Origin of the sequence: Streptomyces canus (assembly GCF_001514145.1) — a bacterium.
GTDB classification, from domain to species: domain Bacteria; phylum Actinomycetota; class Actinomycetes; order Streptomycetales; family Streptomycetaceae; genus Streptomyces; species Streptomyces canus.
The window spans coordinates 934,674-961,128 of record NZ_KQ948657.1 but is presented as its reverse complement, the minus strand read 5'-3'; the positions used below and the strand labels follow the sequence as shown (position 1 = coordinate 961,128).

Genomic DNA, 26,455 nt, shown 5'->3' with positions numbered 1-26,455 from the left:
GGTACGGCCGCCCGCCGACGGTACGGCGGGCGGTCGTGGAAGGTCGTGGGAGGTCACCGGCGGTCGGCGGGGTGCGCGAGGTCGTACGGGCGGAGGTAGGGGGTGGGGCGGTACGAGACGTAGCGGGTGGGGGTGGTGGGGTCGGCCGCGGTGGCGCGGGCGTTGAGGGACGCCGGGTCGGTGCCCTGCCAGCTGCCGGTGGTCAGGCGGTCCTCCAGGGTGTGGAGCGCGGCCAGTTGTTCGGCGGGGCTGAAGGTGCAGTGGCCGGCGTTGTCGACGTACGCCTGGCGGAGGAGGGAAGAGGAACCGGCCGCGGTGACCGCGCGGCGCAGGGCGCTCTCCGTCTGGACGGGGACCAAGGGGTCGCCGATGGTGTGGATGGTGAGTTGGGGCTTGGTCAGCTTGCCGGTGAAGCTGCTTGTGGTGCTCATCCAGGCGACGGCGTTCCGGTCGGCCTTGACGCGCGGGGCGCGGTTGAGGGCCGCCAGGTCCTTGTTCAGGGAGAGGCCGGCCTTCTTGTAGAGCTCGGTGACCTCCTTGCGGACGGAGGACTGGCCGAGCAGTCGCCTGTAGTCGACGCCGGTGTTCCAGGACATGTTGCCGCCCGCCCGGACCTCGGCCTCCTGGCGCCGGTTGAAGGCGGCGATCTTCAGCAGGCCCTTGACGGCGTCGTACTGGTTGGCCTGCTGGGCGTCCCAGTCGGTCGCGGCGGGGCGGGTCTGGGTGGGGGCGTTCCAGACCGGGATGTTGTGGAGGGCTGCGGCGAGGGCGATACGGGCCCGGCCCTCGGCCGTCGTCTGGGCGGAGTCCACCGTGGCGGTCAGGGTGTTCGCGGCGTCGGTGGCCGCCTGCTGCGTCGGGAGGTTCACCAGGGGGACGTCGGAGCCCAGGAGCGTCTTGAGGGCGAACACCGGGTCCAGGGTGTTGTTCCAGTTGGCCACGCCGCCGTGGACCAGGCCGCACATGGAGAGCGAGCCGTCGATGTCGTCCGGGTGGCGCTCGGCGATCGCGGTGGTGACCAGGCCGCCGTACGACCGTCCCCAGGCGAGGGTGCGGGAGGCCTGGCCGAAGCGGTCGGTGAAGGCGGTCAGGGTGGCCATCTGGTCGGGGACCGCGTCCGTCACCGCCCAGCCGGTGCTGGCGTACGAGGAGCCGATGAGGGCGTAACCCTGCTGGAGGAGAAGCGCCTTGGTGGCGGCGTCCGGGGCGTCCTGGGCGGGGTTCGCCGGGCCTGCGTTGTAGCCGTGGCTGAAGAGGAGGACGGTGCCGTTCCAGGTGGTGGGGACGTCCATCATGTACGTGGCCCCGGAGGGGAGTTGGCCGTCCACATGCGTGGTGCCCGTGTCGGCGGTCGCCGTGGCCGCCGGTGCGGTGGTGAGGGTGAGCAGTAGGGCCGCTGCGCAGGCGATGCGGGTGCTGTGCCTCATGCGGTGATCTCCTCCGTGTGGGGGGTGGTGGGGAGTTGGGAAGCGGGGTCCTCGCCGAGCGATGTACGGCTCGTCTCGCGGACGAACCACACCGTCAGCGCGGTGATCAGTGAGCCTCCGCAGAGGAGGAGGGCGACGGGGGTGCCGTTTCCGCTGCTCGCGACCAGACTTCCGGCGATCATCGGGGAGAAGCCGGCGCCGACGAGGGTCGCGCCCTGGTAACCGAGCGAGGCGCCGGTGTAGCGGACCTTGGTGCCGAACATCTCGCTGAACAGGGCGCCCAGCGGGCCGTACATCAGCGACTGGGAGATGCCGTGGCCGATGACGACGGCCAGGATCAGCGCTCCGGACGACTTGGAGTCGATCAGCGCGAGGACGGGGAAGGCGGTGGCGGCGGACAGGATCGCGCCGGTGAGGACGACCGGGCGGCGGCCGATCCGGTCGGAGAGCGCGGAGGCGCAGGGCAGGACCACCAGGGCGACCGCGGCGGAGACGGTGAGCGCGGTGAGCACCTGCGGGCGGGGATAGCCGATGCCGGTGGCGTACGCGATCAGGTAACTGGTCAGCAGGGACTGGGCGGTGAAGGCGCCGATGCCGACACCGCAGGCCAGCAGCACCGGGCGCGGGCGGCGCAGGACGTCGAGGATGGGGAGCCTCGACTCGGCGCGGTCCTTCTTCACCTCGGCGAACAGCGGGCTCTCGACCACCTTGAGACGGACGAACAGGCCGACGCCGAGCAGCAGCACGCTCAGCAGGAACGGCACGCGCCAGCCCCAGGCCGCGAACTGGTCCTTGGGGAGGGTGGAGACCAGGGCGACGACGGTGGCGGAGATCAGGGAGCCGAGCGGGGCTCCCATCTGGGTGAAGCTGGACCACAGGCCGCGGCGCTTCTCGCCCGCGTGCTCGACGACCATGAGCGTGGCGCCGCCCCACTCACCACCGATGGCGATGCCCTGGACCACCCGCAGGGTGATCAGCAGGACCGGTGCCCAGACGCCGATGGTGTCGTACGTGGGCAGCAGGCCGATGAGGAAGCTGGCGCCGCCCATCAGGCCCATGGTGAGCAGCAGCATGTTCTTGCGGCCGAGGCGGTCGCCGAAGTGCCCGAAGACGATGCCGCCGATCGGGCGGGCCACATATCCGGCGGCGAAGGTGCCGAACGCGGCGATCGTGCCCACGGCGGGGTCGGCGCCGGGGAAGAACAGTTCACCGAAGACGAGTGCGGCGACGGTGCCGTAGACGAGGAAGTCGTAGAACTCCACGGCGGTGCCGAGCAGGCCGGACAGGGCGACCCGTCGGAGTTGACGGGTGCGTTCTGATGCGGTGGGGGACGGGGACATCGCGCTCTCCCTTGAGCGGGGGAAGGACACCGCGAAATTAGGCTTTCTGATGACTGTCGTCAAGAAAGTGCACAACATTGACAGGATTGACAGGGGTGTGACAGGGGTCACTGGAACTCGATGATCCCGTCGGGCAGTTGAGTGCGTGACCACAGATATGCGAACCCGGATACGGGCCGGGGATCCGGACGCCTTCGCGGAGCTCTACGACCAGTGCGCCCGCTCGGTGTACAACCACGCCTTCCGGCTGACCGCCGACTGGTCCGTGGCCGAGGACGTCATGTCGGCGACGTTCATGGAGGCCTGGCGGCGCCGGACGTCGATCGAGGCCGACGGGGGCTCGCTGCGGCCCTGGCTGCTCGGCATCGCCACGAACGTCTCCCGGTCCCACTACCGCAGCAACAGGCGCTACCGGGCCGCGGCCGGCGCGGCGGCCGCGGCGGGGGTGGCCGAGGTCGCCGACCATGCCGAGGAGGCCGCCGGGCGGGTGGACGACCGGCGCCGGATCGCCGCCACACTGACCGCGCTCGGCTCCCTGAGGCGCCCCGAACGCGAGGTCCTGGTGCTGTGTCTGTGGGAGGGGCTGGAGTACGCCGACGCCGCCCGCGCCCTCGGCATCCCCGTCGGCACCGTCCGCTCCCGGCTGTCCCGGGCGCGCGGCAGGCTGCGCAAGCTCGCCGAGGTCGAACTGGCAAGAAAAAGACGGGAACTCACCCCATCGAACCGGCAGATAACAGGTGATCGCGACTACGTGATCCGGTCCGCACAGGAAGGAAACCGATGAACGCCAGCCCCTCCCAGCCGCACCCGGCCGAGTGGACGGAGACCCAGGGTCTTCTGCCCTCCGTGGAGCGGGATCTGCCGGCGGGCCGCCACCAGTTCCACAAGGAGCAGATGATGGTCCAGATCCGCGAAGACCTCCGTACCACGGCTGTCGCCCCCGTACGCCGCAACCCGTTCCTGCGCCGGGCGGTCCTGCTGCCCGCGATGGCCTGCGCCCTGGCCGGCGCGGTCGTGGGCGGCCTCGCCCTGACCGGCGGCGATGACGCGAACGCCTCCCTGGCCACCGGGCCCGCCCTGACGACCCGGATCGGCGCCGCCGACGCCCGGGGCGCCGACCGCCTGCTCGACCACATCTCCCTGGCCGCCGCCGACACCTCCGAACCCACCGTGCGCGACGACCAGTTCCTCTACATCGCGTCCAAGGTCGCCAGCACCTACGAGAAGACGGTCGACGACAAGACCACGGTGGTCAGCGAGAAGCTGCACTCCCGCCAGGTCTGGGACTCCCCCGACGGCAGGAACGGATGGCTGATCGAGCCGGGCAACACGAGCGAGGACGGCATCACCCTGGCCGGACCGAACGCGCCCAGCTCGGCCTACCGCCGGCTCGCGCAGCTGCCCACCGAGCCCGGGGCCCTGCTGCGGAAGGTCTACCAGGAGTCGGACGCCAACAGGGATCCCGAAGTCCCCCGCGACCAGGCCGCCTTCGTCGCCATCGGCGAACTGCTGACCGAGAGCTACCCGCCCGCGAACCTCACCGCCGCGCTCTACAAGGCCGCCGCCGAGATCCCCGGCGTCGTCGCGGTGGACGACGCGGTCGACGCGGTGGGGCGCCACGGGGTCGCCATCGCGCGGCTCGACGAGCAGAGCGGGCAGCGCACGGAGTGGATCTTCGACAAGAAGACGTACGCGTTCCTCGGCGAGCGCAATGTGCAGGTCGAGCCGAGCGAGACCTTCAAGAAGGGGACCGTGACCTTCACCGTCGCGATCACCCAGCGGGCGGTCGTGAACGAGATGAAGGAGGTGCCGGGGCAGGCGGGCTGACGGGTCAGGCCCGCTGCAGCTCCGGGGCGGGCCGCTCGCCCGAACCGCGCACGATCAGCCGCGTCGGCACGGTGATGGTCCGGGCCCGGGTGCGGTCGCCGTCGAGGCGGGACAGCGCTGTCGTCGCCGCCGTTCTGCCGATCTCCTCGGGGGCCTGGGCGACGACGGTCAGCGCCGGTTCGAGCGCCTCGGCGAGCGCGACGTCGTCGAAGGAGACGACGGCGACGTCCTTGCGTCTGCTGCGGGCGAGTTCGGCCACTGTCCCGAGGGCGACGATGTTGTTGCCGGCGAACAGGGCCGTGGGGGGATCGGCCAGGCCGAGCAGCCGGGAGGTCGCGGCCGAAGCCCCCTGCTGGTCATGGGCGTTGGTGACCAGGGAACGGTCGTACGGCAGGCCGGCCCGCTCAAGGGCCTCGCGGTACCCGGCGAAGCGCTCACGACGGGTGTAGAGCTTGACCGGCAGGTCACCGACGAAGCCGATGCGCCGGTGGCCGTGGGCGATCAGGTGGGCGACACCGTCGTGGGCGCCGGTGCGGTTGGAGCTGACGACGCTGTCGGCGGCCAGGCCCACGCCGGGACGGTCGATGAACACGACGGGGAGCCCCGTGGCGCGGTGGGTCTTGAGGTGGGAGTGGTCGGCGCCGACGGACGGCACGACCAGCAGGATGCTGACGCGGCGGGCGAGGAACTTGTCCGTCAGAGCGCGTTCCCGGTCCGGGTCGTCGGCCGAGGAGCCCATGAGCAGGGTCAGTCCGCGGTCGCGGACCGTGTCCTCGATACTGCGGGCCACCGCTCCGAAGAACGGGTTGCCGAGGTCGGGGACGACCAGACCGATGGTGGTGTCGGGCCCGCCGACGCGGATGTTGCGCGCCATGAGGTTCGGCTGGAAGCCGAGTTTGGCGACGGCGGCGAGCACCTGTTCCCTGGTCTCGGCCGACGCGGGTCCGTCCTCGTTGAGAACGCGGGAGACCGTCTTGGCGCTGACGCCCACTTCGCGGGCGACGTCGGCCAGGGTCGGGCGGCGGTTCGCTGCCATGGAGGAAACCGTCTCCTGTGCTCGTCGGGTTCCGGCCGCGGCCTCGGCCGGATGCCGTCGAGTGTCGAGTGCTGTGGTCAGGTGGCCTGGACGCCCGCGGCCTTCGCGGCCTCGGAATCCGCTACGACAGTACCTCCGGCCTCGTCGACGGTGAGCGCGCCGGTCATGATGGCGACGACCTCCGCCATGGAGTAGTCGGAGGGCTTGATCAGGGCGGCCCGCCGGCCCAGCCGGTGCACATGGATCCGGTCCGCGATCTCGAAGACGTGCGGCATGTTGTGGCTGATCAGGACGACCGGCATGCCCTTGTCCCGGACGCGGCGGATGAGGTCGAGGACCTGTCCGGACTCCTTGACGCCGAGCGCGGCGGTGGGCTCGTCCATGACGACGACACTGCGCGCCCAGGCGACGGAACGGGCGACCGCCACGGCCTGCCGCTGGCCCCCGGAGAGGGTCTCGACCGACTGGGTCAGCGAGCGCAGTCCGATCTTCAGGTCGGCCATGTGCTCGGCGGCCTCCTGGCGCATGCGCTTCTTGTCGAGCATGCGGAAGACACTGCCGAGGACACCGGGCCGGCGCAGCTCGCGGCCGAGGAACACGTTCGAGGCGATGTCCATCGAGGCGGCCACGGCCAGGTCCTGATAGACCGTCTCGATGCCGTGGGCGCGGGCACTCTGCGGTCCGGAGAACTGGATGGGTTCGCCGTTGAGGCGGATCTCGCCCGCGTCGGGCGTCACCGCACCGGTGAGCGCCTTGATGAGGCTGGTCTTTCCGGCGCCGTTGTCGCCGATCACGGCCAGAACCTCGCCGGGCAGCAGGTCGAAGTCGGCGCCGTCGATGGCGGTGACCTGGCCGTAGCGCTTGACGAGACCGCGGGCCTGAAGGATCGGGGTGGGGGAGTCGAGGGCGGTCATCGGGCCTTCTTCCGGGAGATCTGGTCGACGGTCACCGCGAGGATGACCAGGACTCCGGTGATCAGGGTCTGGTAGATCGAGGCGACGCCCATCAGCTGGAGCCCGTTGCGGAAGACCCCGACGATGAGGACGCCGATGAAGGTGCCGAGGACCGAACCGCGGCCTCCGAAGAGGCTGGTGCCGCCGAGGACCACGGCGGTGATGCTGTCGAGGTTGTCGGTCTGTCCGGCCTGCGGATCACCGACCCCGGTGCGGGAGATGAGGAGCAGGGCGGCGACGCCGTAGAGGAGACCGGCGACGGTGTAGACGCCGATGGTCAGCCGGGAGGTGCGGATGCCGTTCAGCCGCGCGGCTTCCGGGCTGTTGCCCAGGGCGTAGACGTGCCGGCCCCAGCCGGTGCTGCTCAACGCGTAGGCGAGCAGGAGGAACAGGGCGATGGTGACGAGGGAGCCGTAGGTGATGTCGGTATGGCCCATCGGGAAGGTCTGCCCCAGGGCCGTCAGCGGGCCGGGCAGGTTGGTGACCGTCTGCTCCTCGGAGTAGATGTGGGTCAGCGCGAACGCCACGTTGAGCATGCCGAGCGTGACGATGAACGGCGGCAGCGGGATCTTCTGCACCAACAGCCCGTTCACCAGGCCGAAGCCGCCGCAGACGACCAGGCCCAGCGCGATGGCGACCAGCGGGGGCAGTGAGCCCTCGGCGGCCATCTTGGCGATCACGATGCTGCCGAACGCCATCACCGCGCCGCACGACAGGTCGATGCCCGCGGTGAGGATGATCAGGGTCTGGCCGATGGCGAGGGTGCCGACGACCATGACCTGCTGCACGATCAGCGAGAAGTTCCCGCCGGTGAGGAACTGGTCGCTCGAGACGGCGAAGAAGACACAGGCGAGAAGAAGGGCGACGAGCGGGCCGGTGGTCGGTGCCGTGAGCAGCCTGCGGGCCGTGGTCGGCGCTTTGAGCTCGGCGTACGGCGAGGAGGTGCTCGGAGGCGTGGACGTGGCGGTCATGCGAAGTCCTTGTCGGAAGACAGAAGTCCTGGTGGGACAAGGGGGCGGCCGTCCCCGGGTCGGGGAGGTGCGGGTCCGGCCGCCCCGCTCAGGGGAGAGGCGAAGTCGTACGTCCGCTGGAGCCGGACTCAGCCCCAGCAGTTCTCCAGGCCGAAGGCGGTGTCCTTGGACGTGACGCCCGTCTGGGCCTTGTCGGTGATCAGGGTGACGCCGGTGTCGGTGTAACCGGACGCCTTCTTGCCGTCCTTGGCGTACGTCACGACGGCGTTGACGCCCTCGGCGGCCATCTTCAGCGGGTACTGCTGCGACGTGGCCGCGATCTTGCCGTCCTTGACGGCCTGGGTGCCGGTGCAGCCGCCGTCGACGGAGACGATCAGCACGTCCTTCTCCCGGCCCTTGGCCTTCAGCGCGGTGTACGCGCCCAGGGCGGCCGGCTCGTTGATGGTGTAGACGAGGTTGATGCCGGGTTCCTTCTGGAGGCAGTTCTCCATCGCCGTCTGGCCCTTGGCCTGGTCGCCGCCCGTGTCCTGGGCGCACGCCACGTCCTTCTCGGTGGCGCCGAAGCCCTTGAGGAACCCGTTGTGCCGCTGGACGCCGACGGAGACGCCGGGCGCGAGGTCGAGGGCGGCGATCTTCGCCGTCTTGCCCTTCATCGCGGCCTTGGCGTACTCGCCGATCAGCTCGCCGGCCTTGAGGTTGTCGGTGGCGAAGAGGGCGTCGACCGCGCTCTCCGGCTCGGTCGGCGTGTCCAGGGCGATGACCAGCACGCCCTTGGCCTTGGCCTTCGCTATCGCGGGCACGATCGCCTTGGAGTCGCTCGGCGTGATCAGGATGCCCTTCACACCGGCGGCGACCATGTTCTCGATGGCGGTGACCTGACCGGCGTTGTCTCCGTCGAACTTGCCCGCCGCGGTCATGAGCTGGACGCCGTCCTCCTTGGCGGCCTTCTCCGCGCCCTCCTTCATCTTGACGAAGAACGGGTTGGTGTCGGTCTTGGTGATCAGCCCGACCTTCACCGTGCCCGATCCGGAGCTCGTAGAGCCCGATCCGGAGCCGGAACCGCAGGCCGTCAGGGCGAGGGCCGCGACCGACGTGCACGCGGCGACTCTGAGCAGGGAGGAAGGCAGTCGAGGGGTGCGAGACATGAACGACTCCAGCGGGATTGCGGGCGAGCGGCGGCATCGGAGCATGCCGTCCCTAGGTGTCATCGTTGACTTATGTCATCGTTGACACTGCCGAGGATGATGACCCCGTCTCCGGGCAACGTCAATGCCCCGCGTCTGTCACAAGTCCGCAACGGTGGCGGAGGGCGCCCACTTCGTGCCCGAACCGTTGACGAGCCGACCGCACTGCGCACATCATGCAGATCCGCGGATGTCATCGATGACACAAGTCAACGATGACATCCGTCGGCGCCACCGCGACGAACAAGGACACGCACCCGTGAAGAAGACCCTGCTCGCCGAGTTCACCGCCCGTGAGGGAGCGCAGGACGAGGTCGCCCGCATGATCGTGGAGTACGCCGACAAGGTGCGTGCGGAGGAGGGCAACCTCGCCTTCGACGTCTACACGAAGGCGGCGCACCCACGCGCCTTCTGGATCTTCGAGGTGTACCGGGACGAGGACGCCTTCCAGGCGCACCTGAACGCCCCGTACGGCGGCCCCTTCAACGCCGCGCTCACCCCGTTGATCGAGGAGACCGCCTCCGTGCTGACGTTCCTCGACCCGGTGGCCTGACGGGGCCGGTCCGGCAGGAGCCCGCGTTCCGGCCGGGTCAGCCGTTCGCGTCCTCGCGGTCACGCCGGTGTGCGGCGGGCCGCCCGCCCCGGGCGATCTCCTCCATACGCCTCAGATGAACATCGGTGAGCACCTTGTGCCGGAAGCTGGTCACGAAGACCAAGTGGACGTGCATCACGAAAACACAGTGCCGACCAGTTCTGATCTCATGCATCTCACCCATAACCCACGTACGTATCGTGATCGTCATGCGGCTCCGGTACTCCTTCAGGTTGTACCCGGACCCCGGCCAGCAGAGGGCGTTGGCGAAGGCGTTCGGGTGCGCCCGCGTCGTGTTCAACGACGCGGTCCGCGCCCGTGAAGACGCCCGCAAGGCCGAGCAGCCGTTCCCCAAGGCCGCAGAGCTGTCGAAGAGGCTGATCACCGAGGCGAAGCAGACGGTGGAGCGGTCCTGGCTGGGCGAGGTCTCCGCGGTGGTGCTTCAGCAGTCCCTGCGGGACGCCGAGACCGCCTACCGCAACTTCTTCGCCTCCCTCAAGGGCACCCGCAAGGGGCCCAAGATCGGGCCGCCCCGCTTCAGGTCCCGCAAGGCAACCGGCAGTCGATCCGGTTCACCGCCAACGCCCGCTGGAACATCACCGACAAAGGCCGTCTGAACCTGCCCAAGATCGGTCCGGTGAAGGTGAAGTGGTCCCGCACCCTGCCCACCACGCCCACCTCGGTCACCGTCGTCAAGGACGCGCCGGGCGGTACTTCGCCTCCTTCGTCATCGACACCGACCCCGCCGCCGACGCGACCCGGATGCCCGACACCGACCAGACGATCGGCATCGATCTCGGCCTCACCCACTTCGCGGTCCTGTCCGACGGCACGAAGATCGACTCCCCGCGGTTTCTGCGGCGCGCGGAGAAGAAGCTGAAGAAGGCCCAGCAAGAGCTGTCCCGCAAGCAGAAAGGCTCGAAGAACCGCGAAAAAGCCCGCCTGAAGGTCGCCCGCGCCCACGCCAAGGTCGCTGACGCACGCCGCCAGTTCCACCACCAGCTCTCCACGAAGCTGATCTTCGAGAACCAAGGGATCGCCGTGGAGGACCTGTCGGTGGCGGGACTGGCGCGCACGAAGCTGGCCAAGTCCGTGCACGACGCCGGATGGTCCTCGTTCATCAGCATGCTGGAGTACAAAGCGGCAAGGTACGGCCGCATCCTGGTGAAGATCGGCCGGTTCGAGCCGACCTCGCAGACCTGCTCCACTTGCGGCGTCAAGGACGGACCCAAACCCCTCAAGGTCCGGGAATGGACCTGTACCGCCTGCGGCAGCGTCCACGACCGGGACCACAATGCCGCGATCAACGTGAAGACGGCCGCCGGACTGGCGGTATCAGCCTGCGGAGCGCCGGTAAGACCGGGAGCAATCCCGGCACAGCGCGAAGAAACAGGAAGCCACGGATTCCCGACCGAACCCCGTGCAAGTCAATCCACGCTCAACAACGTCCGCTGGAACCAGATCATGGCCGCCTCGCTGGTGGTGAGCGTCCCCGTGGTCGCCGGGTTCCTGCTGCTCCAGCGCTATCTCGTCGCCGGGCTGACGGCGGGCGCCGTCAAGTGACCGACCGTGAAAGGACTTTCGTGACCATCGGCCGCGCGGCCGGGCCGGCCACCTCCAGGTCCTGCGCGCCGGGCGTTTCGCGCAGGCCGGCCCGTACGCTCCCGGACCCGGCGCTGCGCGACCGCCCGCTGACCGATGCGGTCGATCAATGGGCGGACGACACCGACTACTTGGCCGCCTCACCGTCACCGGAGCAGACGGTCGACCAGGCCCTCCACGTACTCCGGGGTGAGCGGGCCCGCGCCGAACAGGACGCGGAGGTACATCGGGGCCATGACGTGGTCGACGACGGCCAACGCGTCGGGGGGCCGTTCCCCGCGCTCGCGCGCCCGGTCGAGCATGGACTGCAACTGCCGGGCTCGTTCGGCGAGGAAGTCGTCGCGCAGGCGCAGGCCCTCGGGTCCGGAGCCGGACAGGACGACGGCCAGGCGGAGCACGGCCAGACCGTCGGGTCCGGTGATCTCGCGGGCCACGGCGGCCGCGTAGGTGCGCAGGTCGCCGACCAGGTCCCCGGTGTCGGGCATCGGTGACCGTGCGTTGAGGCGGGTCAGCGTCACGTCGGTGAGCAGCGCTTCGAGGCTGCCCCAGCGGCGGTAGACGGTGGTGTCGGCGACTCCCGCGCGGGCCGCGACCTCGCCGACGGTGAATCCGCCGTACCCGCGTTCGCCCACCAGGTCGGTGACGGCCTGATGCACCGCCGCGCGGACGCGGGCGCTGCGTCCGCCGGGCCGCTGCGTGCGCTGTTGCTCGTCCATGCCCCTCACCTTAAAGCAGCCCACACTTGCGTTTGCCTGCCCAGCCGCTCTACGGTCTTGCTTAACGCAGCTGTTGGCTGCTTTAGGGGAGGGGACGTCATGCTCGTGGTGGCCTGCCTGGGGCAGTTCATGGTGCTGCTCGACAACACGATCGTCGGCGCGGCACTGCCCGACATGCAGCACCGCCTGGACACGGGACTGACCGGGCTGCAATGGATCGTCGACGCCTATGTCCTGCTGGTCGCCATGCTGCTGCTGTCCGGCGGAGTCTTCGCCGACCGCTTCGGCCGCAAGCGCGTGTACCTGAGCGGTGTCGCGGTGTTCACCGCCGCGTCCGTGCTGTGCAGCGTCGCCCCCTCGGTCGGCTGGCTGGTGGCCGGACGGGTGCTGCAGGGGGTCGGGGCCGCGGCCCTGAGCCCTGCCTCGCTCGCACTCCTGGTGGCCGCGTATCCCGCCCCGCAGGAACGGGTCAGGGCGATCGGGTTGTGGGCAGGGCTCAGCGGCATCGGCCTGGCCGCCGGGCCCGTGGCCGGAGGCGTCCTGTCGCAGGCGTTCGGCTGGCCCGCGATCTTCCTGGTCAACGTGCCCATCGGCGTTGTCCTGCTGGTGGCCGGCCGGCGCGTCCTTACGGAGTCCCGCAACCCGGACGCCCGCGCCCTCGACATCCCGGGCACGATCCTGTCCGTCCTCGGGGTCGGCACCCTGGCCTACGCCCTGATCGAAGGCGGCTCGCGCGGCTGGACCTCACCGGTGATCCTCGGTGGCTTCGCCGCGGCCGCCGCCCTCCTCGCCGCGTTCGTCGTCGTGGAGCGGCGGCACCCCGCACCGATGCTGCCGCCGGGCCTGTTCCGTCAGCGGCTGTTCACCGTCTCCAACTCCGCCATGACCGTGGTGGGGTTCGCGCTCATGGGCTCGTCGTTCTTCTTCTCGCAGTTCTTCGTGTATGTCCAGGGCAGCTCGATCCTGCGGGCCGGACTGCAGACCCTGCCCGCCACCCTCGCCATGGTCGTCGTCAGCCCCTTCGCGGGCCGCCTCGCCGCCAGGTACGGCTACCGGTCCGTCGTCACCAGCGGTCTGACGCTGGCCGGGCTCGGGCTCCTCGCGCTGGGCGGGGTGCACGCCGACACCGGTTACGCGAACGTGTGGTGGCGGCTCGCCACGGTCGGCGTCGGCTTTGCCCTGACCATGTCCCCGCTGACCGGCGCGGCCATCCAGGCGGTCGACCCGCAGGAGGGTGGCCTCGCTTCGGGCATCAGCAGCACCACGCGGCAGATCGGTGCGGTGCTCGGTGTGGCGGTGCTCGGGGCCGTGGTCCGCTCCCGGCAGTCTGGCAGCGCCTCCTTCGAGGCCGGTCTCGACAGCGCCTTCGTCGTGGCCGGAGCCGTCACCCTGGCCACCGCGGTGTGCACCGGCCTGTGGCTGGCAAGGCCCCGGCCGGCGCCCGCGCCCGCGCCGCAGCAGCGCCCAGACCTCAGCGCGCGGCGAACTCCGTGAACTGTCTCCGGGCATCCGCCGACAGCGCCGACTGCGCGCTCGCCGCGCGCTTCGAGTCGCATGGCGAGCCGGTGCGGCACTTTCCGGCAACCGCCTCGATCGCCTGGCGATGATCCCGCACCCGGCCGCCACGCTTCGGCGTCCGGTCTGGCAGCAACGGCTCAATCCGCGCCCACTGCGCATCGGTCAACGAGGCCCGCCGCCCGATGGCCCCCTCCGGCACCAAAAAGGGCGAGGCCCGAAGACCCCGCCCGATCCGCAAGAAACCGCAGGTCACGGCCACACAAGGCAATAAGGCTGATGCCCCGCCTCGTGCAACCGATGGCTGAAGTCCTGCCACTCGTGCAGCAGTTGGTACACGTTGAACGCGTCCCGCGGGCCGCCCCGGTCCGGGACCGTCGACCAGATGAACGCCGCCGCGCCGACCGCTTCCTCGCCTATGCCGCGCAGCGGGTCCACGACCGTCATGGGGAGTTTGACCACCGCGTAGTCGGGGTGCAGGACGACCAGTTCGAGCGGGGGGACCTTGTGGAGGGGGACGCCTTCGATGCCGGTGAGGACCATCGCCGCCATGGTCTCCGGCTTGATCTTGGTGAACATGCCGTTCATGCCGAGCTCGTCGCCGCCGAGTTCCTCGGGGCGCATCGAGATCGGGACGCGGGCCGCGGTCGCGCCGTCGGGCGCGCCGAAGTACTTGTACGTCACCCCCACCCGACCACCATTCCTGCTTCCCGCCCTCAACGGATCGATCCGACGTTCGATACGTCGCTCGTCGCGTTCCGACTCATCCGGGGTGCCCGAGGCGCCCCGCCCCTGACGTGTCTCGGCCGCTTCCTCCGCCTCGCGTCGGTGCCTTCCCCGCCGGGCACGTCGAGGACCCAGGTCGTCGGTCCCCTCGCCCAGTCCGCCACCGCGATGCATATCTCCACCCGACTGCTTTTCTAGGACGCGCGACCCCCGCCGCGCAACCCGATCATCGTGTCAGTGACCTCCCCCACGGCCGCCCGCCGAAACGTGCGCTGAAACACCTGTCCGCAGGATCTTCGCAGCCCCTGAACAAACGGCTCGGTGCCATCGTCTCCGTGAGCTGTGTGTATCTGCATCCAGTTTCGCAGATCGCCGGGGCCCGGGAGCTTTCGAGGCCTGGCCTACCCTGAGGTAGTCACCGGCAATGGAGTCCGAGAAAAGCCGAACACACCGGAGAAGGTCGGAGTAGTCGCAGGATATGAGTGAATTGCCCTATTCGTACGATGCGCCTGTCTCGCAGGCCCTGTTCGACCGCGCGTCCGCCGTCACGCCCGGCGGCGTGAACTCCCCGGTCCGCGCCTTCCGTGCCGTGGGCGGCACCCCCCGCTTCATGGTGTCCGGCACCGGCCCCTATCTGACCGACGCCGACGGGCGCGAGTACGTCGACCTCGTCTGCTCCTGGGGCCCCATGATCCTCGGCCACTCCCACCCCGAGGTGATCGCCGCCGTCCAGGAGGCGGTGTCGAAAGGCACCTCCTTCGGCACCCCCGGTGAGGGCGAGGTCGCGCTCGCCGAGGAGATGGTCGCCCGCGTCGAACCGCTCGAGCAGGTGCGGCTCGTCTCCAGCGGGACCGAGGCCACCATGTCCGCCATCCGGCTCGCCCGCGGCTTCACCCGGCGCACCAAGGTCATCAAGTTCGCCGGGTGTTACCACGGTCACGTCGACTCGCTGCTGGCCGCCGCGGGCAGCGGTGTGGCCACCTTCGCGCTTCCCGACACCCCGGGCGTCACCGGTGCCCAGGCCGGGGACACGATCGTGCTGCCGTACAACGATCTCGAAGCCGTCCACGAGGCCTTCCACCGGCACCCCGGTGAGATCGCCTGTGTGATCACCGAGGCCTCGCCCGGCAACATGGGCGTCGTGCCGCCGCTGCCCGGCTTCAACCAGGGGCTGAAGGACGCCTGCACGCAGAACGGCGCCCTCTACATCTCCGACGAGGTCATGACCGGGTTCCGGACCAGCCGCAGTGGTTGGTACGGCATCGACGGCGTCCGGCCCGATCTCATGACCTTCGGGAAGGTCATGGGGGGCGGGTTCCCCGCCGCCGCCTTCGGGGGGCGCGCGGACGTCATGGCCCACCTCGCCCCCGCCGGGCCCGTCTACCAGGCCGGCACCCTGTCCGGGAACCCCGTCGCCACCGCGGCCGGCCTCGCCCAGCTGCGGTTGCTCGACGACGCCGCCTACGTCAGGATCGACGCCGTCTCCGAGCAGATCCGGTCGCTGGTCTCCGAGGCGCTCGGCAAGGAGGGCGTCGCGCACACCGTGCAGAGCGCCTCCAACATGTTCTCGGTGTTCTTCACCGACCGGCCGGTGCGCAGCTACGAGGACGCCAAGGCGCAGGAGTCCTTCCGGTTCACCGCCTTCTTCCACTCCCTTCTGGAGAACGGCGTCTACCTGCCGCCGTCCTCCTTCGAGTCGTGGTTCGTGTCCACGGCCCATGACGAGCAGGCGGTTCAGCGGATCGCCGACGCCCTTCCGGCGGCGGCCCGAGCGGCGGCGGAGGCCACGGCAGCATGAGCACCTCGACCAACAGCGACATCACCGTCGTCCACCTCATGCGGCACGGTGAGGTCGCCAACCCCGACGGGGTCCTGTACGGCCGTCTCGGCGGGTACCACCTGTCCGAGCTCGGGCGGCAGATGGCCGACCGGGTGGCCGAGCACCTCGCCGCCCGGGACGTCACCCACGTGTGCGCCTCCCCGCTGGAGCGGGCGCAGGAGACCGCCATGCCGATCGCCAAGGCGCACGGCCTCGACATCGCGACCGACGAGCGGCTCATCGAGGCCGAGAACGTCTTCCAGGGCAAGACCTTCGGTGTGGGCGACGGGGCGCTGAAGAACCCGGAGAACTGGAAGCACCTCGTCAACCCGTTCAAGCCGTCCTGGGGCGAGCCGTACGTCGACCAGGTCGTCCGGATGAAGGGTGCGCTGGACACTGCGCGGGACCGGGCGCGAGGGCATGAAGCCGTGCTCGTCAGTCACCAGTTGCCGATCTGGATCGTGCGGTCGTACGTCGAGAAGCGGCGGCTGTGGCACGACCCGCGCAAGCGGCAGTGCACGCTGGCTTCTTTGACGTCTTTCACGTACCAGGGCGACAGGATCGTGTCCGTGGGCTACAGCGAGCCCGCGATCGATCTTGTGCCGGTTCATCTCCGGGCGGGCGCCAAGCCGGTGAAGGGCAAGAGCAAAGCGTTCGGGGCGTAGCCGGTTCGTGGGGGACCGCGGGGCCGTTGTGGCTGGTCGCGCCCGCGTGGCGGGGCCGCATAGTGATACGGCCCCGCGCCCCTGTGGGGCGCCCTTCTGTTACCGAATCCGGAAAATGTGCCGGAACCTTCCCCCTCCTCGTCTCCTCTGACTGGGTGACCACCAGAGAACGTGACGAATCGGGGAAGCATGCACTCTCTCACCCGAAGGGGAGCAATGGGCCTCGGTGCGGGCGCCGCAGCCGCCGTGGGGCTCTCGGGGTGCGGAACCCTCACCGGGTCGGACGGGGTGACCCACGCCTCGGGTTCCAAGCCCACGCACGCGCCGACGCCGACGGCTCGGCCCATCGGTGACGGCTCCACCTCCTTCACCGGCAAGCAGCCCCGCCAGCCCGGCAAGCCGGTGCCGCTGGAGCCCGGTCAGACCCCGCCGCAGTTCGTGATCTTCTCCTGGGACGGCGCCGGAGAGGTCGGCAACGGCCTCTTCCCGCGCTTCCTCGACCTCGCCAAGAAGCACGACGCGCACATGACCTTCTTCCTCTCCGGGCTGTATCTGCTGCCCGAGTCGAAGAAGCGGCTCTACGACCCCCCGAACAACCCCCGTGGCGCCTCGGACATCGGCTACCTCACCGACGAGCACGTCAAGGCGACCCTCACCAACGTCCGCCGGGCCTGGCTCGAAGGGCACGAGATAGGCACCCACTTCAACGGTCACTTCTGCTCCGGCTACGGCACCGTGGGCAACTGGACACCGGCGCAGTGGCGCTCGGAGATCGCGCAGGCGAAAGGTTTCGTCAAGGAGTGGCGCACCAACACCGGCTGGACCGACCTGCCCGCGCTGCCCTTCGACTACGAGAAGGAACTCGTCGGCGGCCGCACCCCCTGTCTGCTCGGCCAGGACAACCTGCTGCCCACCGCCCGCGAACTCGGCTGGCGCTACGACGCCTCCTCGCCCGGCGGGCGCCAGGTCTGGCCCGAGAAGAAGAACGGCATCTGGGACCTGCCCCTGCAGGCGATACCTTTCCCCGGCCGCAGCTTCGAGGTCCTGTCCATGGACTACAACATGCTCGCCAACCAGTCGATCAACTCGACCAACGCGCCCGCCTACAACTACCCGGCCTGGCGCGAGCAGTCCGCCGGCGCCTACATCTCCGGCTTCCAGCGGGCCTACGAGACCAACCGCGCCCCCTTCTTCGTCGGCAACCACTTCGAGCACTGGAACGGCGGCATCTACATGGACGCCGTCGAGCGGGCCCTCACCCGCATCGCGCAGGAGAAGGAGAAGGGGGCGGACATCCGCCTGGTCTCCTTCCGGCAGTTCGTCGACTGGATGGACGTCCAGAAGCCGGAGGTCCTCGCCAAGCTCCGTACGCTCGACGTCGGCCAGGAGCCGGTGGGTGGCTGGAACGGGTTCCTCAAGGACACCTCCGCGACCGCGTCGAACGCCGCCTGAAATGCGGGTTTCCGCCCACAAGGGGGGTGCGCAAGATCCCCAGAACGGGCATGCGAAACTTTTCACATGAGTGCCGCCAGTCGTAGCCGCTCCCGAGTCCGTAACGCCCTGCTCAGCGCGGGTGCCGCAGCCGCAGCGCTGACCCTGTCCGCCTGCAGTTCGGGCGGCACCTCGGGCGGAGGCGGCGACACCAACTTCATCATGGGCGCGGACGGCATCTCCACCGCCAAGCAGGGGGACCGGGGCACCGCCCCCGACCTGTCCGGCAAGACCGTCGACGGGGGACAGCTCGACGTCGCCGACTACAAGGGCAAGATCGTCGTCCTCAACATGTGGGGCTCCTGGTGCGCCCCCTGCCGGGCCGAGGCACCCAACCTCGAGGCCGTCTACAAGGACCTCAAGGGCCAAAACGTGCAGTTCGTCGGGGTCAACACCCGCGACACCAGCGTCCAGAACGCCCGCGCCTTCGAGAAGGACATGGGCATCACCTTCCCCAGCCTGTACGACCCGACGGGCAAGCTGATGCTCCGCTTCTCCAAGGGCACCCTCAACCCGCAGGCCGTGCCCTCCACGCTCGTCATCGACCGGGACGGGAAGATCGCCGCCCGCTCGCTGGCCGCGCTCAGCGAGAGCAAGCTGCGCAAGATGATCAACCCGGTCCTCGCGGAGAAGTGACGTGAGCGCAGTCGCCACGCTCGCCGCCGAGACGGGCTACAACGGCACCGTCCTGAACGGCGCGTTGCTCCTCGCCCTGCCCATCGCGGTCCTCGGCGGCCTGGTCTCCTTCTTCTCACCCTGCGTCCTGCCGCTCGTCCCGGGCTATCTGTCGTACGTCACCGGCGTCACCGGCACCGATCTGGCCGAGGCCCGGCGCGGCCGGATGGTCGCGGGCGCCTCCCTGTTCGTGCTCGGCTTCACCGCGGTGTTCGTCTCCAGCGGGGCGCTGTTCGGCTACTTCGGCCAGACGCTCCAGGAGAACCAGAGCGTGCTGTCCAAGGTGCTGGGCGTGCTCATGATCCTCATGGGCGTCTTCTTCATGGGCCTGATGCCCTGGATGACCCAGCGGGAGTTCCGCTTCCACAACAAGCCCACCATGGGCCTGGTCGGCGCCCCGCTGCTCGGCGCGCTGTTCGGCATCGGCTGGACCCCCTGCATCGGCCCCACCCTCGCCTCGGTGATCGCCCTGTCCTCCCAGCAGGGCAGCGCGGGCCGCGGTGCCATACTGACCGTCGCCTACTGCCTCGGCCTCGGCCTGCCCTTCGTGCTCGCCGCGGTCGCCTTCCGTAAGGCGCTCGGCGCCTTCGGCTGGGTCAAGCGCCACTATGTCTGGGTCATGCGCATCGGCGGCACCATGATGATCGTGACCGGACTGCTGCTGCTGACCGGCGCGTGGGACCGCCTCGTGCAGGACGTCCAGTCCTGGTCCGCCGGCTTCACTGTGGGGATCTGATCCATGAGCAAGACCACACCCGCCACCCCTGCCGGTCCCGACGCTCCCGTCGGCGACCAGGACCTCGGCGCCGCGGGCTCCCAGCTCTCCACCGCGCCCGCGGAGAGCCTGAGCATGCCCACCCTGGGGGTCGTCGGCTGGGCCCGCTGGTTCTGGCGCCAGCTGACCTCCATGCGGGTCGCGCTGCTGCTGCTCCTGCTGGTGGCGCTCGGTGCCATCCCCGGCTCGCTGATCCCGCAGAGCGGGACCGACGCCACGAAGGTCGCCGACTTCGTCAAGAACAACCCCACCCTCGGGGACGTCTACGACAAGCTCGGCCTCTTCCACGTCTACAGCTCGGTGTGGTTCTCCGCGGTCTACATCCTGCTGTTCGTCTCCCTCATCGGCTGCATCGTGCCCCGCACCTGGCAGTTCGTCGGGCAGCTGCGCAGCCGTCCGCCGGGCGCCCCGAAGCGGCTGACCCGGCTGCCCGCCTACACCACCTGGCGCACCGAGGCCGAGCCCGAGCAGGTCCGCGAGGCGGCGCTCGCCCTGCTGAAGAAGAAGCGCTTCCGTGCCCACCTCACCGGGGACAACGTCGCCGGTGAGAAGGGCTATCTGCGCGAGGTCGGCAACCTCGCCTTCCACATCGCGCTCATCGTGATGCTGACCGCCTTCGCCTGGGGCCAGCTCTTCAAGTCCGAGGGCAACAAACTGGTCGTCGAGGGCGACGGCTTCTCCAACACCCTCACCCAGTACGACGACTTCAAGTCCGGGAACCTCTTCGACACCGGCGATCTGGTGCCGCTCAGCTTCCGCCTGAACAAGTTCACCGGCACCTACGAGACCTCCGGCCCCAACAAGGGCACCCCGCGCCTCTACCAGGCCGCCCTCACCTACAGCGAGGGTGCCTACGGCAAGGGTCACAAGACCCTCGTCAAGGTCAACGAGCCGCTGGAGATCGGCGACGCGAAGGTCTACCTCACCGCCCACGGCTACGCGCCCCTCATCACCGTGCGGGACGGCAAGGGCAACGTCGTCTTCCACGACGCGGTCGCGATGCTGCCGCTCGACTCCAACGTCACCTCCACCGGCGTGATCAAGGTCCTCGACGGCTACAAGAACCCCAAGGGCGTCAGCGAGCAGCTGGGCATCTCGGCCTTCTTCCTGCCGACCTACACCAAGGGCAGCGAGACGGCCTCCACCTTCCCCGCGCTGAACAACCCGGTGCTCAACCTCGCGCCCTACCACGGTGACCTCGGCGTCGACTCGGGCATCCCGCAGAGCGTGTACCAGCTCGACAAGTCGCATGTGAAGGGGTTCAAGGACTCCAAGGGCGCGCAGCTCAGGGAGAACCTGAGGCCCGGCCAGACCATGCAGCTCCCGGGCGGCGCCGGTTCGGTCACCTACGAGGGCACCAAGCAGTGGGCGAACTTCCAGGTCGTCCAGCAGCCCGCCAGCGGCTGGGCCCTCGCCGGCGCCCTCACCGCGATCTTCGGCCTCGCCGCGTCCCTGTTCATCCAGCGCCGCCGGGTGTGGGTACGGGCGGTGCGCGGCGCCGACGGGGTGACGGTCGTGGAGATGGCCGGCCTGGGCCGCAGCGAGTCGGCGAAGGTGCCGGAGGAGCTGGGCGAACTGGCGGGTGTTCTTTTCGACCAGGCTCCCAGCCCGTCCGAGGCCACGGAGGCGGAGCCGGACGGTGTGTCCGACTCCGGCGCCGCGTCTAGCGAAGGGGCTGAGAATTGAGTCCTCTCCCGCGCGGAACAGGGGAGATTCCTGGCTCTCGCCGCTCGATGGACCAGCGGCCCTCCGGGTCTTCCACGATCAACGCCAGCCGGGTCGAAACCAGCCCGGTAACACGACGCCAAGCTTCCCGCAGCCCTCACCGCCCGACAGCAAGTCGCCGGGACATTCACCCGAAGGAGTGTTGAGGTGACTTACGCCGCCGCAACCGAGTTGGCCACCGCCACCAACGAGCATCTCGCCAACATCAGCAACACGCTGATCTACTCGTCGATGGCCGTCTACACGCTGGCCTTCTTCGCCTACATCGCCGAATGGCTCCTCGGCAGTCGCAGCAAGGTCGGCCGGACCGCCGCCGCGCTCACCGCCGACGCGAAGGCCAAGGCGCCGGCCGTCACCGTGACCAAGGGCGGCAGCACCGCCGTACTGGAGCGGCCGCAGGTCGTGGTGCGGTCCGCGGCCGGCTCGCGGGACGTGCCCGACGGGCCCGGTGCGCACGGCGGGGACGAGCAGGGCGACCTCTACGGGCGTATCGCCATCTCCCTCACGGTGCTCGCCTTTCTCGTCGAGCTCGCCGGGGTCGTCGCCCGCGCGGCCTCGGTGGAGCGGGCGCCCTGGGGCAACATGTACGAGTTCAACATCACCTTCTCCACGGTGGCCGTCGCCGTGTACCTGGGGCTGCTGGCCCTGAAGAAGAACGTGCGCTGGCTCGGGCTGTTCCTGGTCACCACGGTCCTCCTCGATCTCGGCCTGGCCGTCACTGTCTTGTACACCGCCAGCGACCAGTTGGTTCCCGCCCTCCACTCGTACTGGCTGTACATCCACGTCTCCACCGCGATCTTCTGCGGCGCGGTCTTCTACGTCGGCGCGGTCGCCACGATCCTGTACCTCTTCAAGGACAGCTACGAGAACAAGATCGCGTCCGGCGGCACCCCCGGCAGGTTCGCCAACTCCGTCCTGGACCGGCTGCCCGCCTCCGCGAGCCTCGACAAGTTCGCCTACCGCGTCAACGCGGCCGTCTTCCCGCTGTGGACGTTCACGATCATCGCGGGCGCGATCTGGGCGGGCGACGCGTGGGGCCGCTACTGGGGCTGGGACCCCAAGGAGACCTGGTCGTTCATCACCTGGGTCGCCTACGCCTGCTACCTGCACGCCCGCGCCACCGCCGGCTGGAAGGGCCGCAAGGCCGCCTACCTGGCGATGCTCGCCTTCGGCTGCTGGCTGTTCAACTACTACGGCGTCAACATCTTCGTCACCGGTAAGCACTCCTACGCCGGCGTCTGAACCCACGTACGGCGAAGGCCGGTTCCTGGTGACCTGCGTCACCGGGAACCGGCCTTCGTCGTGCGGACGACCGGGCTCCGCGCCACCCTGGAGTCATGAGCGGTTCCGTCGAGCAGGGCAGCAGCCGGACCCACGGCAGCACCCGCATCCTGCGCTTCCTGGTGCGGCTGCCGGTCCCCATGGAAGGGGTCTGGCCGGCCGTGGCCACCGTGGAGGGGCTGGGGGCCTGGTGGACCGGGGTGGAGGTGCTGGAACCCCGGCTCGGCGGCGCGGTCGTGCTGCCGGGCCTGGGGGAGGGGCAGGTCACCGCGTGGGACGTCGACCGGGTCGCGGAGTACACGCTGGAGCGGGGCGACCGGGTCCGCTTCCATCTGGAGCGGGACGGGGAGGCCGGGGCCGTCCTGCGCTTCACGCACGAGTACGAGGGGGAGGGCGAGACCGAGTCCGGGTGGCGGGCTCGGTTCGAACGACTGCTGGAAACCCTGGACGCCTAGAAGGTCAGGAACCCGCTCGGAGCACGAGTTCCAGCAGTCCCGGGAAGCGGGCGTCGAACTCCGTCCGCCGGAGCCGGTTGACGCGCCGCGGCCCCTCGTCCCGCTGCTCCACGAGCCCGGCCGCGCGCAGCACCGCGAAGTGGTGGCTGAGCCCCGCCTTGCCGACGGGCACGTCGAAGGTGCCGCAGGCCCGGCTCCACTCGGGCGAGCCCGCCAGCTCCCGCACCAGGGTCAGACGGACGGGATCGGCGAGCGCGGCGAGCGCGGTGAGCACCGGGACGTCGTCCGGGTGGGTGTGCTCGGGGGCGGTCCGGTGCCGGGGAGTGCTCATGGATTCCTTCCGCTCCGCTTGCCGAGTGTTCGATGGAAACCATACAGTGGCGAGTGTTCGATTTTCGTTGAACAGTAGGGATGAGTCATGCGCGCAGTCGAGATCCAGGAGTACGGCGGTCCCGAGGCCCTCAAGGTCGTCGAGGCGGACGTCCCCGAGCCGGGCCCCGGTCAGGTGAGCGTCGACGTGGCGTACGCCGGGGTGAACTTCGCCGACCTCAAGGCGCGTTCGGAGGGCTACCGGGTGCCGGCGCTGCCGTTCGTCCCCGGTCTGGAGGTGTCCGGTCGGGTCCGGGCGCTCGGAGAGGGCGTGACCGGTCTGAGCGTCGGCCAGGAGGTGACCGCAGCCCTGACCGTGGGCGGCGGCTACGCGGACGTGGCCGTGGCCGACACGGTCAACGTCTTCCCGCTCCCGCCCGGCGTGGAGCTGCGTACGGCGGCCACCCTGCCCGCGGTCCTCCCGACGGCGTACGCCCTCGTGCACACCGTCGGCCGGCTCCGGGCGGGGGAGACGGTCCTGGTCCAGGGCGCGGCGGGCGGAATCGGCACGGTGACCGGCCAGTTGGCCAGGGCGGCCGGCGCCACGGTGTACGGCGTGGTGTCCGGCGAGGCCAAGGCGGCGTACGCCCGCGAGCACGGGTACGACGAGGTGTTCGTCGGCGACTTCGGGCAGGCGGTACGGGAGGCGACCGGCGGGCGCGGCGTGGACCTGGCCCTGGACCCGGTCGGTGGCGACACCTTCCGCGCCTCCCTGGCCTCCCTCGCGGTCTACGGCCGCCTGATCTCCTTCGGCAACGCGAGCGGGGCGCCGGCGTGGACCGTGGGCCAGCCCGAGCTGTACCCCCTCGGCCTCTCCGTCGGCGGCTTCTCCATCCTCACGCTCGCGCAGAAGGCCCCGGCCGAGTTGCGGACGCTGTCCGAGCGGGCGTTCGCGACGGTGGCCGACGGCACGGTGTCCCTACCGGTGACCGCCGAGTTCGGCCTCGAGGAGGCGGCGGAGGCGCACCGGCTGATGGGGGCGCGGACGAGCACGGGCAAGCTCCTGCTGAGGGTCGGCGGATGATCCCCGACCGCAAGCCGCTGCCCTCTGGACATTCGGCGGCGAATTTTGACACGGTGGGGTGCGCCGACCCGTAATCGAACACGTGGTCGATGACGCTTTTCGGGAGGCCGTCGTGTCCCTTCCCTTCTATGCCGCCCAGAGCACCTTCTCCGACCCGGGTGATCTCGCTCGTCTCTACGGCGACTTGCCGCGCGACGTCGGCCAACTGGCCCGATTCGTACGGGATGTGATGATCCATCGCGTCGAGGGCGAGCTCTTCGGGCACACCCATCCGGCAGACCGTCTGCACAACGACGCGGAGTCCCGCTACATCGACGACGTCCTGCGGATCCTCGTCGAGCGGAACGACGCCCCGCTGACCGTGCGCCGCGAGCCCGAGGACCGGTTCGTCGGGACCTGCCGCGACTTCACGCTGCTCCACGTCTCGTTGCTGCGCCATGTCGGCATCCCGGCCCGGCTGCGGTCCGGGTTCGCCGACTACTTCTGGCCGACCCGCTTCCACGGTGACCACGTGGTCACCGAGTACTGGGACGAGCAGCGGGGCTGGTTGCTCGCGGACGCGCAGCTGACCGACCCCGAGATCACCGCCAACTGGCCCGTGGACTTCGACCCGATGGACGTCCCCCGGTCACGTTTCCTCGTCGCCGGGGAGGCCTGGCGGGCGATCCGGGAGGACGGTGCGGACGAGACGGAGTTCGGGCTGCACCGGCCGACCGAGGGGCCCTTCTTCGGTGAGCGCTTCGTGGCCGGGAACATCCGGCTCGACCTCGCCGCGCTGAACAAGGTGGAGACGCTGTTGTGGGATGTCTGGGGTGAGGACGAGGGGGAGCCGGGGACGCCGTTGCCCGAGGCGTCGCGGGAGTTCTACGACCGGGTGGCGCCCGTGGTGAGCGGGGACGTGTCGTTCGAGGCCGCGCGGAAGCTGTTCGCCGAGGACGACGTGCTGCGGACGCCGTCAACCGTCACGTGTTACGCGCCCTTCAACGGGGCGCACCTTGTCACCTTGCGTTAAGCGGTTCGTTTGAAGTGCGGTGCCGTCGTGGCTGGTCGCGCCCCTGAAGGGCGCTCCACCAGCCGGTGTGCGCATGTTGCCGTCAGCAACTCGCCCAGCAGATCCGAGTCGTTGATGTCCAGTCCCAGCAACGTCTCTATGCGTTCCAGGCGTTGGTACAGGGACTGGCGGCCTATGTGGAGAAGGGCCGCTGTGCGGGTCGGGGAGCAGCCGTTTCTCAGGTGGGTCTCCAGGGTGCGGACCAGGTCGCTCGAGTGGGATGCCTCCCAGGTCAGCAGGGGGCCCAGGGTGTGGTGGACCAGGGCCGAGAGGCGCTCTCGGTTGGCGTCCAGGCCGCCCCTGGTCAGCTCGCGTTCCAGGGCCAGCGCCCTCGACGAGGTCACCAGAGGGCCGTCCGGTACACCCGGCTCCGCGGCCGGGACTGTCAGCGCCAACTCCAAGGTCGTACGCGCCGCCCGCAGCGTGTCGCTCCAGCGCAGCCAGCCGCCCTGGGAGGCGGAGACGGCGTGTCCCACCGCCACGGTCAGCCCGGGGCCGGCGGCCGTGCGGAACACTTCCTGCACCGCTTTCACGGGGTCACCGGGGCGCGCCCCGGGCAGGGACAGCAGCGCCAGGACGTCACCGGGGAACGCGGCCCGCAGCACGCCCGCGCCGCCGAGCAGCCGTACCGCGCGGTCGACCGTCCCGACCTCCCGCGTGCCGTGCAGGGACACCCCGACCAGACGGGCACCGGGGCCGGGATGGAAGCCCGCGAGCGCCGCCCGCGCCTCCACCTCCGGCTGGTTCAGCGCCGCCCGGTCGGCCAGGTCGGCGAGCAGGGCCGCCGTATGGTCGTCGCCCCAGGGCCGTACGACCGCACGGCCCGACAGCCCGCGGGCCACGATCGCCCGGTTGGCGGCCTCCGTGATCCGCACGAAGGGCACGACCCGGTGCATGGCCAGGAGCGGCAGCTCACGGCGGCGGGCCTCGTCGACCACCTCGGCGGGCATCGCCGGCAGGGACCGCCCGACCTCCACGGCCAGCCCGGCGACGCCCCGGGAGGCCAGCTCGCGGACGTAACGACGGCGGACCTCGTCGGCGGCGTCCATCAGCCCGAAACCGTTGGTGAGCAGCAGCTCACCGCCGTCCAGGAAGTTCGCGCCCTCGTAGACCTCGCTGGAATGGACCCAGCGCACCGGGCGGTCCAGAGCGGTGTGTCCGGCCAGCAGCTCGGGCTCGGCGGCACGGACGGGATCGAGGGCGAGGATCTCGCGAAGAGTGAGTGCGGGCATGCGC

General features: G+C 70.0%; 26 protein-coding genes and 1 pseudogene. 15 read left to right on the top strand and 12 right to left on the bottom strand.

Features of this window, described 5'->3' with window-relative positions; genetic code table 11:
* Positions 1-53: 53 nt before the first annotated feature.
* Together AQJ46_RS09240 and AQJ46_RS09235 are read right to left on the bottom strand one after the other, a co-directional pair.
* A complete protein-coding gene (locus tag AQJ46_RS09240; RefSeq protein WP_059205053.1) occupies positions 54-1,427 on the bottom strand; it encodes an alpha/beta hydrolase family protein in 1,374 nt (457 codons plus the stop codon).
* Positions 1,424-2,767 carry an MFS transporter gene (locus tag AQJ46_RS09235; RefSeq protein ID WP_059205052.1) on the bottom strand — a complete coding sequence of 448 codons (1,344 nt, stop codon included), beginning with the start codon at positions 2,765-2,767 and terminating at the stop codon, positions 1,424-1,426. The genes AQJ46_RS09240 and AQJ46_RS09235 overlap by 4 nt, the downstream gene beginning before the upstream one ends.
* Before the next feature lie 145 nt (positions 2,768-2,912).
* Between AQJ46_RS09235 and AQJ46_RS09230 the strand changes: the two genes are divergently transcribed.
* Together AQJ46_RS09230 and AQJ46_RS09225 are read left to right on the top strand one after the other, a co-directional pair.
* Complete coding sequence (locus AQJ46_RS09230; protein WP_059205051.1) at positions 2,913-3,551, top strand: RNA polymerase sigma factor; 639 nt, start codon at positions 2,913-2,915, stop codon at positions 3,549-3,551.
* Positions 3,548-4,594: a CU044_5270 family protein gene (locus tag AQJ46_RS09225; RefSeq protein WP_059205050.1), complete on the top strand. Its 1,047-nt coding sequence runs from the start codon at positions 3,548-3,550 to the stop codon at positions 4,592-4,594. The genes AQJ46_RS09230 and AQJ46_RS09225 overlap by 4 nt, the downstream gene beginning before the upstream one ends.
* Before the next feature lie 4 nt (positions 4,595-4,598).
* On the opposite strand, the gene AQJ46_RS09220 is transcribed toward AQJ46_RS09225, so the two are convergent.
* From AQJ46_RS09220 to AQJ46_RS09205, 4 genes are all read right to left on the bottom strand, one after another.
* Positions 4,599-5,630, bottom strand: coding sequence for a LacI family DNA-binding transcriptional regulator (locus tag AQJ46_RS09220; protein WP_059205049.1), 1,032 nt, complete (start codon positions 5,628-5,630; stop codon positions 4,599-4,601).
* Between the two features lie 77 nt (positions 5,631-5,707).
* Positions 5,708-6,544: an ATP-binding cassette domain-containing protein gene (locus AQJ46_RS09215; RefSeq protein ID WP_020120685.1), complete on the bottom strand. Its 837-nt coding sequence runs from the start codon at positions 6,542-6,544 to the stop codon at positions 5,708-5,710.
* On the bottom strand, positions 6,541-7,554 hold the full coding sequence (locus tag AQJ46_RS09210; RefSeq protein ID WP_059205048.1) for an ABC transporter permease: 1,014 nt from the start codon (positions 7,552-7,554) through the stop codon (positions 6,541-6,543). Before AQJ46_RS09210 ends, AQJ46_RS09215 begins: the two co-directional genes overlap by 4 nt.
* 128 nt (positions 7,555-7,682) lie before the next feature.
* Positions 7,683-8,699, bottom strand: coding sequence for a sugar ABC transporter substrate-binding protein (locus tag AQJ46_RS09205; protein WP_059205047.1), 1,017 nt, complete (start codon positions 8,697-8,699; stop codon positions 7,683-7,685).
* A 298-nt stretch (positions 8,700-8,997) separates the two neighbouring features.
* On the opposite strand from AQJ46_RS09205, the gene AQJ46_RS09200 reads away from it, so the two are divergent.
* Entirely contained in the window at positions 8,998-9,291 is a 294-nt protein-coding gene (locus AQJ46_RS09200; RefSeq protein ID WP_059205046.1) for a putative quinol monooxygenase, read from the top strand.
* A 37-nt stretch (positions 9,292-9,328) separates the two neighbouring features.
* Here AQJ46_RS09200 and AQJ46_RS59005 read toward each other — a convergent pair whose 3' ends face one another.
* Positions 9,329-9,469 (bottom strand): hypothetical protein, encoded by a 141-nt coding sequence (locus AQJ46_RS59005; protein WP_404828391.1) that lies wholly within the window; start codon positions 9,467-9,469, stop codon positions 9,329-9,331.
* Between the two features lie 70 nt (positions 9,470-9,539).
* On the opposite strand from AQJ46_RS59005, the pseudogene AQJ46_RS09190 reads away from it, so the two are divergent.
* A pseudogene (locus AQJ46_RS09190) lies at positions 9,540-10,893 on the top strand (RNA-guided endonuclease TnpB family protein).
* A 185-nt stretch (positions 10,894-11,078) separates the two neighbouring features.
* Here AQJ46_RS09190 and AQJ46_RS09185 read toward each other — a convergent pair.
* Positions 11,079-11,648, bottom strand: coding sequence for a TetR/AcrR family transcriptional regulator (locus AQJ46_RS09185; RefSeq protein ID WP_059205045.1), 570 nt, complete (start codon positions 11,646-11,648; stop codon positions 11,079-11,081).
* A 99-nt stretch (positions 11,649-11,747) separates the two neighbouring features.
* Between AQJ46_RS09185 and AQJ46_RS09180 the strand changes: the two genes are divergently transcribed.
* Complete coding sequence (locus AQJ46_RS09180) at positions 11,748-13,142, top strand: MFS transporter (protein ID WP_059205044.1); 1,395 nt, start codon at positions 11,748-11,750, stop codon at positions 13,140-13,142.
* Here AQJ46_RS09180 and AQJ46_RS59000 read toward each other — a convergent pair.
* Positions 13,120-13,332 (bottom strand): transposase, encoded by a 213-nt coding sequence (locus AQJ46_RS59000; protein ID WP_159064007.1) that lies wholly within the window; start codon positions 13,330-13,332, stop codon positions 13,120-13,122. The genes AQJ46_RS09180 and AQJ46_RS59000 overlap by 23 nt on opposite strands.
* 83 nt (positions 13,333-13,415) lie before the next feature.
* Positions 13,416-14,063: a hypothetical protein gene (locus tag AQJ46_RS09170; protein WP_174269201.1), complete on the bottom strand. Its 648-nt coding sequence runs from the start codon at positions 14,061-14,063 to the stop codon at positions 13,416-13,418.
* Between the two features lie 304 nt (positions 14,064-14,367).
* On the opposite strand from AQJ46_RS09170, the gene hemL reads away from it, so the two are divergent.
* The 8 genes from hemL to AQJ46_RS09130 all read left to right on the top strand — a co-directional run bounded on the left by hemL (position 14,368) and on the right by AQJ46_RS09130 (position 22,775).
* Positions 14,368-15,687: a glutamate-1-semialdehyde 2,1-aminomutase gene (gene hemL, locus AQJ46_RS09165; protein WP_059205042.1), complete on the top strand. Its 1,320-nt coding sequence runs from the start codon at positions 14,368-14,370 to the stop codon at positions 15,685-15,687.
* Complete coding sequence (locus AQJ46_RS09160; RefSeq protein WP_059205041.1) at positions 15,684-16,373, top strand: histidine phosphatase family protein; 690 nt, start codon at positions 15,684-15,686, stop codon at positions 16,371-16,373. Before hemL ends, AQJ46_RS09160 begins: the two co-directional genes overlap by 4 nt.
* Positions 16,374-16,562: 189 nt before the next feature.
* Positions 16,563-17,825: a polysaccharide deacetylase family protein gene (locus AQJ46_RS09155; RefSeq protein WP_059205040.1), complete on the top strand. Its 1,263-nt coding sequence runs from the start codon at positions 16,563-16,565 to the stop codon at positions 17,823-17,825.
* A 66-nt stretch (positions 17,826-17,891) separates the two neighbouring features.
* Entirely contained in the window at positions 17,892-18,500 is a 609-nt protein-coding gene (locus tag AQJ46_RS09150) for a TlpA family protein disulfide reductase (RefSeq protein ID WP_057608064.1), read from the top strand.
* A 1-nt stretch (position 18,501) separates the two neighbouring features.
* A complete protein-coding gene (locus AQJ46_RS09145) occupies positions 18,502-19,275 on the top strand; it encodes a cytochrome c biogenesis CcdA family protein (protein WP_059205039.1) in 774 nt (257 codons plus the stop codon).
* Positions 19,276-19,278: 3 nt separating this feature from the next.
* A complete protein-coding gene (gene resB, locus AQJ46_RS09140) occupies positions 19,279-21,000 on the top strand; it encodes a cytochrome c biogenesis protein ResB (RefSeq protein ID WP_059205038.1) in 1,722 nt (573 codons plus the stop codon).
* 186 nt (positions 21,001-21,186) lie between these two features.
* Positions 21,187-22,281, top strand: a complete 1,095-nt coding sequence (ccsB, locus tag AQJ46_RS09135; protein ID WP_059205037.1) for a c-type cytochrome biogenesis protein CcsB — start codon at positions 21,187-21,189, stop codon at positions 22,279-22,281.
* 95 nt (positions 22,282-22,376) lie between these two features.
* Entirely contained in the window at positions 22,377-22,775 is a 399-nt protein-coding gene (locus AQJ46_RS09130; protein ID WP_059205036.1) for an SRPBCC family protein, read from the top strand.
* Positions 22,776-22,779: 4 nt separating this feature from the next.
* Here the strand turns inward: AQJ46_RS09130 and AQJ46_RS09125 are convergent, their stop codons facing one another.
* Entirely contained in the window at positions 22,780-23,106 is a 327-nt protein-coding gene (locus AQJ46_RS09125; RefSeq protein WP_059205035.1) for an ArsR/SmtB family transcription factor, read from the bottom strand.
* Positions 23,107-23,193: 87 nt separating this feature from the next.
* On the opposite strand from AQJ46_RS09125, the gene AQJ46_RS09120 reads away from it, so the two are divergent.
* Positions 23,194-24,168 (top strand): quinone oxidoreductase family protein, encoded by a 975-nt coding sequence (locus AQJ46_RS09120; RefSeq protein ID WP_059205034.1) that lies wholly within the window; start codon positions 23,194-23,196, stop codon positions 24,166-24,168.
* Positions 24,169-24,280: 112 nt separating this feature from the next.
* A complete protein-coding gene (locus AQJ46_RS09115; RefSeq protein WP_059205033.1) occupies positions 24,281-25,180 on the top strand; it encodes a transglutaminase-like domain-containing protein in 900 nt (299 codons plus the stop codon).
* On the opposite strand, the gene AQJ46_RS09110 is transcribed toward AQJ46_RS09115, so the two are convergent.
* Positions 25,177-26,451, bottom strand: coding sequence for a PucR family transcriptional regulator (locus AQJ46_RS09110; RefSeq protein ID WP_059205032.1), 1,275 nt, complete (start codon positions 26,449-26,451; stop codon positions 25,177-25,179). The genes AQJ46_RS09115 and AQJ46_RS09110 overlap by 4 nt on opposite strands.
* Between the last annotated feature and the right edge of the window lie 4 nt (positions 26,452-26,455).